The organism is Alteromonas alvinellae (assembly GCF_902705805.1).
In genome coordinates this window covers 80,764-94,017 of sequence record NZ_CACSIH010000125.1, presented here as the reverse complement: position 1 = coordinate 94,017, position 13,254 = coordinate 80,764, and the positions used below count along the sequence as shown (strand labels likewise).

General features: G+C 45.8%; 11 protein-coding genes and 1 pseudogene. 1 reads left to right on the top strand and 11 read right to left on the bottom strand.

Annotated features, from left to right (window positions below):
- The first annotated feature begins 147 nt into the window (after positions 1–147).
- Positions 148–1,083 carry a rhamnogalacturonan acetylesterase gene (locus ACX5KA_RS09655; protein ID WP_458730990.1) on the top strand — a complete coding sequence of 312 codons (936 nt, stop codon included), beginning with the start codon at positions 148–150 and terminating at the stop codon, positions 1,081–1,083.
- A gap of 179 nt (positions 1,084–1,262) precedes the next feature.
- Here the strand turns inward: ACX5KA_RS09655 and ACX5KA_RS09650 are convergent, their stop codons facing one another.
- The 11 genes and pseudogenes from ACX5KA_RS09650 to kduD form a co-directional block, all read right to left on the bottom strand.
- Positions 1,263–2,234, bottom strand: coding sequence for a sugar kinase (locus ACX5KA_RS09650; RefSeq protein ID WP_458730989.1), 972 nt, complete (start codon positions 2,232–2,234; stop codon positions 1,263–1,265).
- Positions 2,231–2,869: a bifunctional 4-hydroxy-2-oxoglutarate aldolase/2-dehydro-3-deoxy-phosphogluconate aldolase gene (gene eda / locus ACX5KA_RS09645; protein WP_039216584.1), complete on the bottom strand. Its 639-nt coding sequence runs from the start codon at positions 2,867–2,869 to the stop codon at positions 2,231–2,233. Before eda ends, ACX5KA_RS09650 begins: the two co-directional genes overlap by 4 nt.
- Positions 2,869–4,410: a mannitol dehydrogenase family protein gene (locus ACX5KA_RS09640; RefSeq protein WP_458730988.1), complete on the bottom strand. Its 1,542-nt coding sequence runs from the start codon at positions 4,408–4,410 to the stop codon at positions 2,869–2,871. Before ACX5KA_RS09640 ends, eda begins: the two co-directional genes overlap by 1 nt.
- A gap of 2 nt (positions 4,411–4,412) precedes the next feature.
- Positions 4,413–5,828 carry a glucuronate isomerase gene (gene uxaC, locus ACX5KA_RS09635; RefSeq protein ID WP_458730987.1) on the bottom strand — a complete coding sequence of 472 codons (1,416 nt, stop codon included), beginning with the start codon at positions 5,826–5,828 and terminating at the stop codon, positions 4,413–4,415.
- 11 nt (positions 5,829–5,839) lie between these two features.
- Positions 5,840–7,330, bottom strand: a complete 1,491-nt coding sequence (locus ACX5KA_RS09630) for a UxaA family hydrolase (protein ID WP_458730986.1) — start codon at positions 7,328–7,330, stop codon at positions 5,840–5,842.
- Positions 7,331–7,539: 209 nt separating this feature from the next.
- Complete coding sequence (locus tag ACX5KA_RS09625; RefSeq protein ID WP_039216579.1) at positions 7,540–8,556, bottom strand: LacI family DNA-binding transcriptional regulator; 1,017 nt, start codon at positions 8,554–8,556, stop codon at positions 7,540–7,542.
- A 146-nt stretch (positions 8,557–8,702) separates the two neighbouring features.
- A pseudogene (locus ACX5KA_RS09620) lies at positions 8,703–9,999 on the bottom strand (TRAP transporter large permease).
- Positions 9,999–10,484 carry a TRAP transporter small permease gene (locus ACX5KA_RS09615; RefSeq protein WP_458730985.1) on the bottom strand — a complete coding sequence of 162 codons (486 nt, stop codon included), beginning with the start codon at positions 10,482–10,484 and terminating at the stop codon, positions 9,999–10,001. The pseudogene ACX5KA_RS09620 and the gene ACX5KA_RS09615 overlap by 1 nt, the downstream one beginning before the upstream one ends.
- Positions 10,485–10,486: 2 nt before the next feature.
- Positions 10,487–11,470, bottom strand: a complete 984-nt coding sequence (locus ACX5KA_RS09610) for a TRAP transporter substrate-binding protein (RefSeq protein WP_039225579.1) — start codon at positions 11,468–11,470, stop codon at positions 10,487–10,489.
- Positions 11,471–11,500: 30 nt separating this feature from the next.
- Positions 11,501–12,346: a 5-dehydro-4-deoxy-D-glucuronate isomerase gene (gene kduI, locus ACX5KA_RS09605; protein ID WP_039225580.1), complete on the bottom strand. Its 846-nt coding sequence runs from the start codon at positions 12,344–12,346 to the stop codon at positions 11,501–11,503.
- Positions 12,347–12,422: 76 nt separating this feature from the next.
- Complete coding sequence (gene kduD / locus ACX5KA_RS09600) at positions 12,423–13,181, bottom strand: 2-dehydro-3-deoxy-D-gluconate 5-dehydrogenase KduD (protein WP_458730984.1); 759 nt, start codon at positions 13,179–13,181, stop codon at positions 12,423–12,425.
- Positions 13,182–13,254 lie beyond the last annotated feature (73 nt).

Here is a 13,254-nt window from a genome sequence, read left to right as displayed (position 1 = left end):
TCCGTGAAGACGGGTGTGTTTGGCCATCGTAATGATGGCCTTTTTTATGTGCAAAAAGTGTAGGCCGGGAGGAGTTCAGCACGCCTCTACCTTACTTTTTGAGCAATTTGCATCGCAACAATAGAAATATTGAAAAGGAGAAAAGGTGTGAAAAATTCAAGTAAACCCACCACAGGGAAAATATTCAACGCGCTTCGCTACAGTTTTGCAAGCATCATTGCTGTATCGAGTACTCTTGCATTGGCAGGCCAAGAAAGTACGTCGGTTCTTCAAAGCAGCTACGTGTCTCATTTAAGCACTTTTGTTCTCGCTAGCTCAAATGCTCACATTGCTAAGGAACAAAGTGCTGGAATTGCAGAGAACGAAGGGAGTGTAAAAGCTCCACCCTACGAAAAGCCGGTTACACTACACTTGGTTGGCGATTCAACCATGTCAGACAAGCCAATGTTGTCATATCCAGAACGTGGTTGGGGGCAATTACTTCCTGAATTCATGCTTCCAAATATAAATATTAAAAACCACGCAGCTAACGGCAGAAGCACAAAGCGATTTGTGGACGAAGGGCGTTGGCAAGTGCTGTTATCTGATCTTTCTGAAGGTGACTTTGTGGTAATTCAGTTTGGTCACAACGATCAAAAACAGTCGGACCCCGCTCGCTATGCCGACCCGGAAAATGCCTATCCTGCTTATTTGAAACAGTTTGTGCAAGACGTTGAAGCGAGAGGCGCATCAGTTATTATTGCAAGTAGTATTTGCAGGCGTCATTTCACCGAGGAAGGCGTGTTGAAACGCACGTTGCTGGCGTATGCCGATGCTGCGAAGAAAGTAGCACTGCAAGCTAACGTGCCATTTATTCCTATGAATACACTAACCTGTGACTTTCTTGCTCAGATTGGTGAACCTAAAAGTAACCATTACTTCATTAAGGTGCCTGCCGACTTATATACGCGCTACCCTGAAGGTAAGAACGACGACACTCACTTGAATGTAGTCGGTGCTGCAAAAATGGCGCAGATATTCGTTCGAGAGCTAAAAGCAACAGCGCATCCGCTGGCAAAATACGTTTATCGAGACACTCTATAAATCAAACTAAACAAAGTGGTGCGCCAATCTGTGGTGTGCCGCGCTTATTTAAACTAACGCACTACAACCTATCTTAGCTAACTTGCTAAGGCATCTTTACCAATTGTGTATGTAGCGAATGATTATTGAGGAAGAGGGAAGAGGGAAGAGGGAAGAGAAAAGGGAAGGTCACATACCGACTATAGCGACGGTATGTGATTAGTAAAGGCATCACTTGATATAATGGCACCGGGATAGGTAATCACAGTCGCTGCCACTTTTGCACCATAGCTCGCGCTCTCAACAGGCTTTCTACCTGCAAGTCGAGCGGCCATATAACCGCCATTAAATGCATCGCCAGCAGCCGTTGTATCAACCACCTGTTCAACACGCTCAACAGGCACAATACATTGCTCTTGTTGGCGGAGTATATGAACGCCAACTGCCCCGTTTTTCATAACGATTTCTTCAATCTGTTTGTCGGCTAAATAGCTAAATATTTCATCAGCATTAGTGTGGCCAAACAGCATTAAATGGTCGTCTGCACCTGGGAACGCCAAGTCTGCTTCAGCATATGCCTTACCCGTCCAGTATTTGGCATCTTCTTGAGATGACCAAAGACGAGCTCGATAATTAGGATCAAAGGCAATCTTACTGCCTTTGGCCTTGAGGGACGAAATCAGTTCGAATAGTGTAGCACGCTGTTCGTCGTCTAAAATGGCAATAGAGATACCGCTCAAATAAAACCAGTCACACGCAAACTCGGCGCCCTTCATGATGTTGAGCGTCTGTGTTGCCGCAGACTGGTTGCGCCAATATGCAAAGGTTCTTTCACCTTCGTTGTCGTTGCGGATCATATACAGACCAAGGTTACGCGACGACGAGCGAAACACTAAATCAGTGTTAATTTCGTGCTCACCCATTTTAAACAGCAGCTCATCGCTTAAAAAGTCAGCACCTATCGCTGTTAAGTAGCTAATGGAAGATGAAGGCAAGCAGCGCTTTAAATAAACCGCAGTGTTGTAGGTGTCGCCAGCAAAGCTTTTCGCCATAAGGTTATTATCTGTGTTTTCATCACACGTAGTAGCTGATGATTCACGCTGAGTGCTTCGAAGCTCTACCATGCACTCGCCAAAAATAACCATTCTTTGTTTGGTATCAACTATGCTCATGCCGCGGCCTCATCAAATAATGTTAGGCTTTGTTGGCATGCCAAAGTAATCGCTTGCCAATTTTGTGCTTCAATAGCTGCCTTGGGCATCATCCATGTACCGCCTACTGCTCGAACATTGCCAAGCGAGAGATACTCATTCGCGTTGTCGCCATTAATGCCGCCGGTAGGGCAGAAGGAAACATCGCTAAATACGCTTGAAATAGCTTTAAGAAAAGGTGTTCCGCCGCTAAGACTCGCAGGAAAGAACTTCATTTCGCGAATGCCTTTTTGGTGCGCCAAAAGAATATCGGCAGGCGTAGCGACACCTGGCAAAAAGGGTGCATTAGACGCAATCAGTGTATCGAGCAATGTCTCTGAGCTTGTGGGCGTTATCAAAAATTGCGCGCCTGCATCCAACGCTTCAAATACGTGGTTGCGATTTAACAATGTGCCCATGCCCACAACGAGTTCAGGAAACTGTTTTCTAATCGCTGACAGGGCTTCAAATGCTGCGTCGCTGCGTTTCACTACTTCTATGTTGCACAGGCCGCTATTTGCAATTGCTTCTGCTAGGTGAAGCCCCTCGTCAACAGATTTAGGCTGAATAATAGGGAGTAATGGGGCGCCTTTAAGCATGGAAAAGGTACTTTTCATCACGCGGTTCCTTTTAGTGAATCTAGCGAACTTTCTGTTAACGTAGTGGGAGCAGAACCTTGCTGACCTTCGTTGCTGTTTTCGTGCGATAAAATGCTAAGCAGCTGATTAACTTTTTCGAGCACTTTTTCTTTGAACGTAGTGTTTACCGACAGTTCAGCGAACATGGTTTCAAGAGATAGCAATTTTTTAGCAAGTTCTATTGCCTGAAAGTCTACCGATTTTGCTGTGGCCCTTAACATACTATCTAGCGGGTCGGTGATAGTTTCGTTTAAACGTGCCTTGTTGTTTACAAATAGGCACCAGGCCGCAACGGCACTGCAGAGCAAATCAATATTTCGTTTTGCTTTTAGGTTATCGCGTACTGTGTCGAGAATTCGAAATGGGATTTTCTGTGACCCATCCCAAGCAATTTGCGACAACAGGTGGCGAATATGCTTATTCTCATAACGCTTAACAATGTCTTGTGCGTAAGCGTTCAGATCGAAGTCTTGTGTTCCGCTATCGGCATTCTCGTTATCACTGGATAGAGACGGAACAATTTCTTCTTTCAACATGGTTTGAATTAGTTGCTTTATGGCTGGGGTACGCATTGCGTCGAATACGGTTTCCTTGCCAAGCAATAACCCTATGTAGGCCAGTGTTGAATGTGTGCCGTTTAGAATGCGAAGCTTAGCTTTCTCAAAGAAGCTCACATCATGAGTAAAAGTAACGCCAACTTTATCCCAAGCAGGTCGTGGGCCAGAAAAATTATCTTCAACCACCCATTGCGTAAAAGCCTCACGCTGAATAGGCCAGTTGTCAGTTAAGCCCAGCTCAGCGGCAACGTTGGCTTTAAAGCTGTCTTCAGTTGCCGGCGTAATACTGTCAACCATAGTGCAGGGGAAGGCGATGTTCTCGCTGATCCATTGGCCGAGTGATTCATCCGTTTTATTGGCGAACTCGGTCACCGCTTTTTGCAGCTTTTTACCGTTGTCTGACACGTTGTCACAGCTGATAATGGTAATATCTGCATAGCCTGCCTGCTTACGTTGTGCCAGCGCTTGAACAATTAGGCCAACTGCACTTACCGGTGTTTCTGGCGTGACTAGATCAGCTTTAATATCCGGATGATCAGTATCTAGATGACCTTGCGCATTAAGGCAATAGCCCTTTTCTGTCACGGTAAGCGTCATAATTTTAGTTTGCTTGTTCACCAGCGCAGCAACAATGTCTTCACGATCATGTGCTAGTGTAGAAAGGGTTTTAATTGCGCCGATAATGTGGGTTTCAGGCTCGTTATCAACAATACACAACGCATAGAGATTGTCTTGTGTACTCAACGCTTCTTTAAGAGATGCGCTGCGCATTGACACACCGTGAATGCGCCAGTCACCGCCATAAGCCAGCGCCTTTTCGGTATAATACGCTTGGTGCGCACGGTGAAAGGCGCCTGGACCAATATGCACAATGCCACAACCGGTTGCTTCCAGATCGTAATTTGGTTTACTTACGCTGTCACTTAAAAGAGGTAGCGTTGAAATTGATAACGGCTTTGTCATGATTACCCCAGTTTGTACGCTTGTTTAGCAAAATCATAAGTGAGTTTTCTTGCAATGCTGGCCGCTTCTGTTTCACTGATGCGGTGCTCCACAACTAGCTGTGCAAGGAAGCGACAATCAATGCGTCTGGCAACATCATGACGTGCAGGAATAGACAAGAACGCGCGCGTATCGTCATTAAAACCAACAGTATTGAAGAAACCTGCGGTTTCTGTCACTTGATGTCTAAAGCGCAACATGCCTTCAGGGCTATCGTGGAACCACCAAGAAGGACCAAGTTTCAGGCAAGGGTAGTGGCCTGCAAGCGGTGCTAATTCACGGCTGTACGTGGTTTCATCTAATGTAAATAGAATAATGTCGAGGTTAGGCTCGTTACCGTATTTACCGAGTAACGGGCGAAGCGCTTTAACAAAATCTGTTTGCATTGGAATGTCGTGGCCTTTATCGCGACCAAACTGTGTAAAGAGCTGACTGTTGTGGTTTCTAAACGAACCAGGGTGAATTTGCATCACCATGCCGTCTTCTGCACTCATTCCCGCTAATTCGGTAAGCATTTGCGCTCTAAATAGCTCTTGCTCTTCAGGGTTACTGTTTCCACTTCTTACTTTATCGAATAAAGCAATACACTCAGCTTCACTTAAATCAGCTGTGTTCGCCGTTGGGTGTCCGTGATCTGTTGCTGTTGCACCGTGTTCTCTAAAGACGGCACGTCGTGCACGAATTGCGTTCAGGTAGCCCTGCCAGGTTGCAGTGTCTTCACCGGTGAGCTCACCAAGTTTCTCAATGTTTGAAACAATATCTTCGCGTGAAGCATCGACTACATCATCAGGTCTAAAGGTGGTGATAACCCGCTTTGCCCACGGTGTATCTTTAATCGCTGCGTGATGGGGAAGGGCATCAAGCGCGCCTTCGGTGGTAGCAATCACTTCAATATTGAAGCGGTCCATCAGTGCACGGGGTTTAAAGTCATCCCCTTGAAGCTGCGCAGTGATGTGGTCGTAATAATGCGTTGCGTTGTCGCTACACAACATCTCTCGCAAACCAAATACATCGTGAAATACAGTGTCTAACCACAAACGCGATGGTGTGGCAGCAAATAGATGATAGTTATCTGCCAGAAGTTTCCAAATTTTACGTGGATCCTTTTCCGTTTCGCCGCCGTCCCAACGTGGCACACCAATATCGGTTAATTTAATACCTTGGCTATACAGCATTCTGAACACATAGTGATCAGGGGTGATAAACAACTCGGTTGCATTGGTGAAATTATTGTTTTGTGCAAACCAACGTGGGTCAGTATGGCCATGTGGACTTATGATAGGGAGATCTCGAATTTCCTTATACAGCGCCTTTGCAACACTTCGGGTTGCTTCATCGGCAGGAAAAAGTCTATCTTCATGTAATAATATCGATTCCATAACGCTCTCTTTTAGAGGGTGACGCCACGTTTCCAAATAGCAATCTCATGGCTGCCATTCTTCTCGTTGCAGGTTTGTTGACCAGATGCCACTGCCAAACAATGTTGGAGTAGCGCTTCGGCACACTTATCGATAGATACGCCTTCCAGAACTTGTCCAGCGTTAAAATCTATCCAATGTGGCTTCTTATTAGCGATATCTGAATTTGACGATATCTTGACTGTGGGTACAGGAAAACCAAGGGGCGTGCCTCGGCCTGTGGTGAATAAAACGATATGTGCGCCCGATGCTGCCAACGCCGTTGAACTAACGGCATCGTTACCAGGTGCTTGTAATAAACTTAAGCCTTTGTCTTGCTTTGGCTCGCCATACTGCAAGATAGACTGAATAGTAGACGTTCCACCTTTTTGAACCGCGCCGAGAGACTTTTCCTCTAGCGTGGTTAAACCGCCTGCCTTATTGCCTGGAGACGGGTTTTCGTAAATAGGTTGGTTGTGGGCGATAAAGTAGTTCTTAAACTCATCAATCAGCGAGTTAAACGCCTCGAATACGTCTTTGTTTTTAGCGCGATTCATTAAGAGCTGCTCGGCACCAAACATTTCTGGCGTTTCGGTTAAAATGACCGAGCCACCTATATTACACATTAAATCGGTAACACGCCCTACTGTTGGGTTGGCAGTAATACCGCTAAAAGCGTCGCTACCACCACACTTCATGCCTAAGGTTAATTCGCTAGCGTCGATAGGCTCACGTTTGTCATTAGCCATTACTTTTAACAAGTCATAAACCGCATTGACGCCTTCTTCTAACTCATCTACCACTTCTTGTGCGTTGTAGAAGCGAACCCGATTTGCCGGTTTATCAACGTGAGGCAGTAAACTCTTAAGCTGATTGTTTTCGCAACCCAAGCCTACAATTAACACCGCACCAGCGTTCGGGTGAGATGCGAGAGAGGCTAAGATAGTGCGCGTGTCATCTAAATCATCGCCCAGCTGAGAACAGCCAAAAGGGTGGGTAAATGCGCGGAACCCGTCGCACTCGCTAGCGAAACGGCGATTACATTCGTTGGCAATACGGTCTGCTGTTCGATTTACGCAGCCTACGGTATTGATGATCCATACTTCATTGCGAATACCCACTTTTCCATTTTCTCTTCTGTAGCCCATGAACTGTAACCCAGAAGTAAGATGGTTTTGTTTTGAAGCGGTATTTGACGGCGCGTAAACGTATTGATCAGTGCCTTTTAACTTAGTCTTTGCGTTATGGCTGTGAACATGTTCACCAGCATTAATTTGGCTTGTTGCAGCACCAATGCTGAAACCATATTTTACGATGTCGCCACCGTCTGACAGGGTAACTAAGGCAACTTTATGGCCAGTAGGAATGTCTTGGCTAACTGTAATGTCATATTCAGCGATGTAAGTGCCAGCCACGATAGGGCAGGTTGCAACCGCAACGTTATCGTTATTATGCACTTTAACTAGTTGTGTTTTAACGTCCATTACAAGTCCTGCTTTATCTTTACGGCTTATTTAACCGCTAAGCGTTGTTAAATAAGCACTGTGTATTTAAAAAGAGCGATAGATTAGAAAACGTTGCCTTTTACGCTCTGTTTACAAATTGTTTATTTTTAACATTCTTTTTTATTGTAGTGCCACCGGTGGCATAATAGGTCGAAAAAGAAGTGTTAGCAACACTTCATTGTAAAAAATCACACTTTTTTAATTGAATCGCGAATAATTAGGTGAGGTTTGACCAGATACGTTTCGGTTTCACTAACTTCACTGCCTTCGATGTGCGCGATGATTTTACGCGCTGCGATAGCTGCCATATCGCCAACGGGACGTTGAACAGTCGTAAGGGCAGGGATTACACGGGCAGCAAGTAGGTTGTCATCGAACCCCGCGACGGATAGTTCGTCAGGTACGGTTATTCCCATTTCATGAGCCACTTTCAATACGCCTGCTGCCATTTCATCGTTGTTTGCAAAAATAGCTTTGACTCGTGGTGACTGAATAAGCAATTGACGCGCGCATTCTATACCGCTTTCGAAGCTGTTTTTACCCTCAATTACCCTGTTTTTAGGTACATCGACACCCAGGCCGTTAAGGGTTTCAACAAAGCCTTCCAAACGCTCTTTTGAGGAATAATACTGTTGCGGACCGCTGATGATACCGATGTCTTTATGACCTAGTGAAACCATATAGCGCGCTAAATCACTTAAAGCAGCTCTGTCGTCACTCACTACGATATTTTGATGGTCATCTAAATCTACTGACGCCATTCGCACATAGTTAATGCTCTTTTGCTGCAGTGCGTCGGCTAATAACTTCGATTCGGATACCGGTGGCAATATGATGACACCGTCTATGTTTGAACGACGTACAAAGTTAATACAGTCTTCTACAAAACCGTCGGCATTATAACTACAAGGGTGCACAACTAACTCATAACCCTTTTGAGAACATATGCTTAACACGCCTCTTTGCACTTGGTCGATATACAAGGCATCGGGGTTGTCGTAAATCAAGCCTATCAAGTAAGAGCGGCTAGTACTTAAACCACGCGCTTGCTTGTCAGGGGCAAACCCCGTTTCTTGAATGACCGCTTCAATGCGCTCACGTGTTGCTTTTCCCACATTGGTCGCACCGTTAATGACGCGTGACACGGTACGCTTTGATACACCTGCTAGGGCTGCAACATCATTGATAGTCGGGCGCTTGTTCATAATTCTCTGTTTTTCCGCGCTATTATGTCGTTACTTCCGATATTACCACACAAATACGGGCAATATGTTTTTGTTACTCAAAAGTGAAAGTTCGTGTGATCAAACTCCGCCTGACCACACCTTTCAGTTTTGATGATTCTACCTTACTAAAATCCTAGTGCACGTGGTAGCGCTTCGCTGAACCATGCGACATACGTAACTAGCATAAGAACGACAAACATAGCCACATATAAAGGTATTAGCGGTCGAATGATGTTCTCAAGTTTGGTTTTGGCAATGGCACAGGTAATGAAAAGTACGGCGCCGACGGGCGGTGAGCACAATCCGATAGACAGGTTGAGTACGAGCATGATGCCGAATTGCAGTTCGCTCATTCCAAGTTCTAAGGCCACCGGCAAAAATATGGGCGTAAAAATAAGTACGGCAGGTGTCATATCCAAGAATGCACCAACTACGATAAGCAATAGGTTGATTAAGAGAAGAATAAGTAATGGGTTATCGCTTATCGACAACAATGCGTTACTTAAAGTTTGCGGAATGTTCTCGAACGACAATAGCCAAGACATCGCTGTTGAGGCCGCGATAAGCAGCATTACAATTGCCGTCGTTTCTGCCGCCTTCAAGAAAATATCAGGTAGGGCTTTTCGCATCCACTTCTTTATAAAACACCACAGCTAACAGCAATGAGTAAACCACCGCAATGGCACCTGCTTCGGTAGCGGTAAAAACGCCGCCCACAATGCCGCCAATCACTAAGAATATGAGGAATAGGGAAGGGAGTGCTGCGATAGTTTTTTCGACAACTACTTTAATAGGAAGTCGCGGCGATAGCGGGTATCCCTTCATTTTTGCGTAGATAAAGCACACCAGCATGAGCGCTAGACCCACCATAATGCCTGGAATATAGCCAGCCATAAAGAGGGCGGCGATGGATACACCACCGCTAGCGATTGCGTATACAATTAAGATATTACTTGGCGGAATTAACATTCCCGTAGTTGATGCAGCGGCAGTGACCGCTGCGCTAAAATTCGGCTCGTAGCCAGCTTTCTTCATTTCGGGCAACATGAAGCTGCCAATAGCAGACGTAGTCGCTACTGCAGACCCTGAAATTGCACCAAACAGCATGCAGGAAACAACATTTACTAAGGCTAAACCACCGGGAAGGGCACCAATAAGCGCCATTGCACATTCAATTAATCGCTTGGCTATCCCGCCGCGTCCCATGATAAGGCCAGATAAAACAAAAAATGGGATTGCCAAGAGCGCAAAGCTATTAAGACCACCAGCCATACGCTGGGCAATAGTAATGGTAGCCGGAGCAATGTCCATGCTCATTACCATAGCAAGCAGCGTGGCTACACCAATGCTGATTGAAATAGGAACGTTTAATAGGAGTAATACGAAAAAGGCGACGACTAAGATAATACCGGTCAGTTCCATTACGCTGACTCCTTTTTGTTGTTTCGCCACAGCGTAGTAATGTTTACCAGTGCATAGGCAATGATAAGGCCACCAGACAGGGGCAGCACACTATAAATAAGGCCCATTTTTACACCCAGAGCCGCCGAGATTTGTTCTAATTCTAGGGTGAGAGACACAAGCTCGGAACCACCGTACACCATCACTAATACACAGAAAATGATGACGATAATCTCAACGCAGGTAAGTAGAAGGCGTTTCACTTTACGAGACTGACGCTCAACAATTAAGTTGAACCCCAAATGCGCGTTTTGGCGATAGGCGTAGGCCGCACCTAAGATGCCAATCCAAATAAGTATGAACCTAGACAACTCTTCGGTGACCGAAGCAGGGTCTTTAAGTACGTAACGTGAGGCCACTTGCCAAATTACGGTAAGTAAAATACTTACCATGGCAATAATAAGGGTGCCGGCTAAGGCTTTATCGATGAGGCGTATTATTGTCATTGTTACATCGCTTTTATTTGCGTAATTAAGTCGCCAATTGGCGTGTTTTCAAAGCTCTTATGAAAAGGCTTTACCGCTTCAACGAAAGGCGCTTTATCAGGCGTAATAACTGTGACGCCTTCGGCTTTTACCTTTTCTAAAGAGGCTTGCGTAGATGTTTTCCAAAGTTCGCGTTGGTATTCAACAGAGTCTTCCATTGCTTTGGTTAGCCACGTTCGCTGCTGTTCATTCAAACTTTCCCATACCGGCAGCGATGCCAGCATGACGTCTGGAACACTGGTATGCTCGTCAAGGCTGTAGTAACGGGCAATTTCATAATGACGTGAAAGGTAGTAGCTGGGCGGGTTATTCTCTGCGCCGTCTACAACGCCTTGCTGAAGCGCAGTGTACAGTTCTCCCCAGGCAACGGGGGTTGCAGCTCCTCCAAGTGCGCGAACTGTTGCTACTGCAGTAGGGCTGTTCAATACGCGAATTTTGAGCCCGTTTAGATCGCTTGGTGTTTCTATTGGTTTATCGTTGGTGTAAAAACTACGGCTTCCCGCATCGTAATAGCCGAGACCTTTAAGTCGGAAGTCTTCAACACCAGATAGCAACTCATCGCCTAAATCGCTGTTTAATACACGCCAGAAGTGTTCGTTATCGCGGAAAATGTAGGGAATGCTAAAAATCTTCATTTCGGGAGCAAACCCTTCCAAAGGACTTGCCGACACCTTAGTCATGGCGAGTGAGCCAATCTGCAGCAGTTCTACCATCTCCCTCTCGGTTCCCAGCTGGCTGCTCGGGTAAATAACCACACTCATTGTACCGTCAGAATAGTAATCTAGGCGCTCTCCAAGATATTCCATTGCTTTATGTACTGAGTGTTGAGTGTCCAACGTATGCCCCAAGCGCAATACGGTGACTTCGCCTTGCAGTTCATTTTGCGAACACGCCGAGGTTAGCAACAGGGCCGTGGCTGACAGTGTGAGTTTTATATACCGCAACATAATCATTACACCTATTTAGAGCAGGGCTGCTTAACGCAACTGTGAAGGCGGAAACTTATCCATATCATCGTAATCCAGGTTTTCACCTGCCATTCCCCAGATAAATGCATAGCTTCCAGTACCTACACCACAATGAATGGACCAAGGTGGCGATACCACGGCTTCTTCATTTGCTACAAAAATATGGCGAGTTTCGTGAGGTTCGCCCATGAAGTGACATACGCGGCTTTCGCTATCCATATCAAAGTAAAAGTACACTTCATTGCGTCGGTCATGTTGATGAGCTGGCATGGTGTTCCAGACAGAGCCTGTATGCAGACGCGTTAGGCCCATTTGAAGCTGACAAGTATCGACAACAGTATTGATAAGTAACTGTTTGATATCACGCTTGTTGGAGGTTTCCTGGCTGCCTAAGTGAAGGATGTTTGCATCTGTGCTGCCTATTTTCTTGCAGGGATAGGCGTGGTGAGCCGGCGCCGAGTTTAAGTAATATTTGGCAGGATTGGACGCATTGTCCGACTCAAAAATGACTTCTTCATTGCCTTGTCCGATGTACAAGGCCTCTTCATTATCTAGATGATAAGTGGTGCCTGAAACAGTAATGGTTCCAGGCCCGCCGATATTAATTACACCGACTTCGCGACGGGCGGTAAAGAACGGCATCTTTAACTGATCTTCAATGGTTTCTAGCGTTAGCGCTGACGTTGTCGGTACGGCACTTCCAAGCATAAAGCGTTCGTAGTGGGTGTATATCCATACCACTTCACCTTGTGTCATTAGGGTGTCGACTAAAAACGCGTCACGCAATTCTTGCGTGTTGTAAGCATTGGCCTCTTTACGACCGATAGCATATCGGGTGTCTATTTTCTTGCTCATGTCTTTTCTATCGCTCATGGCTCTCTTATCGCTCATAGCTCTCTTATCGCTCATGGCTGTATCCCCCATTCGTTAATTAACGTGCCAGAAAGCCGCCGTCGACGGCAAGGATATGGCCATTAACGTAATTGCTGGCTGCGCTCGCAAGAAATACCGCCGCACCTGCTAAATCATCACTTTCTCCCCAGCGATTAGCTGGAATGCGGGCACAAATTTCAGCACTGCGCTTTTCATCATCTTGTAGTGCTTGGGTGTTATCAGTTTTGATGTAGCCGGGCGCAATCGCATTCACCTGCACATTGTATTGGCCCCATTCGTTTGCAAGCGCTTTGGTAAGACCCGCAATGGCATGTTTACTTGCAGTGTAAGCAGGAACAGTAATGCCACCTGTGTAACTCAACATTGATGCAATGTTGATGATCTTACCTTGACCACGTTCTACCATTGTCTTGCCAATAGTTTGGCTAAGTAGGAAAGCTGAATCGATGTTGACAGCAAGCACATTTCTCCACTCGTTAAAAGGGAAGTCGGTAGCCGGGGCTCTGAAAATAGTACCGCCGTTATTAAGCAGAATATCGATACTTCCATTAATGTTTAACGCGTCTTGCGCTAGTTTTACCACGGCGTCGGCATCAGCGAGGTCGGCATCTAATGCCATGGCTTGACCACCTTCACTTTGAATTTTACGTAGTGTCTCGTCACATCCACCTGGTCGAGAACTGGCGCAGATGACGAAGGCACCAGAAGTGGCGAGTGCTAAAGCAAGCGCTTGGCCTATACCTCGACTTGCTCCGGTCACTAATGCGGTTTTACCCTCTAGGCTAAAGTTGACCATGTAATTTACCTTTCACTAAATGGTTCATGGGTATGACGAATTTTATCGACATACTAAATTGAAAAATCTCGTT

Coding starts and splice junctions, on each gene's coding strand:
- ACX5KA_RS09650 (WP_458730989.1), bottom strand. CDS start 2,234: ATGAGCATAGTTGATACCAAACAAAGAATGGTTATTTTTGGCGAGTGC.
- eda (WP_039216584.1), bottom strand. CDS start 2,869: ATGAAAAGTACCTTTTCCATGCTTAAAGGCGCCCCATTACTCCCTATT.
- ACX5KA_RS09640 (WP_458730988.1), bottom strand. CDS start 4,410: ATGACAAAGCCGTTATCAATTTCAACGCTACCTCTTTTAAGTGACAGC.
- uxaC (WP_458730987.1), bottom strand. CDS start 5,828: ATGGAATCGATATTATTACATGAAGATAGACTTTTTCCTGCCGATGAA.
- ACX5KA_RS09630 (WP_458730986.1), bottom strand. CDS start 7,330: ATGGACGTTAAAACACAACTAGTTAAAGTGCATAATAACGATAACGTT.
- ACX5KA_RS09625 (WP_039216579.1), bottom strand. CDS start 8,556: ATGAACAAGCGCCCGACTATCAATGATGTTGCAGCCCTAGCAGGTGTA.
- ACX5KA_RS09615 (WP_458730985.1), bottom strand. CDS start 10,484: ATGACAATAATACGCCTCATCGATAAAGCCTTAGCCGGCACCCTTATT.
- ACX5KA_RS09610 (WP_039225579.1), bottom strand. CDS start 11,470: ATGTTGCGGTATATAAAACTCACACTGTCAGCCACGGCCCTGTTGCTA.
- kduI (WP_039225580.1), bottom strand. CDS start 12,346: ATGAGCAAGAAAATAGACACCCGATATGCTATCGGTCGTAAAGAGGCC.
- kduD (WP_458730984.1), bottom strand. CDS start 13,181: ATGGTCAACTTTAGCCTAGAGGGTAAAACCGCATTAGTGACCGGAGCA.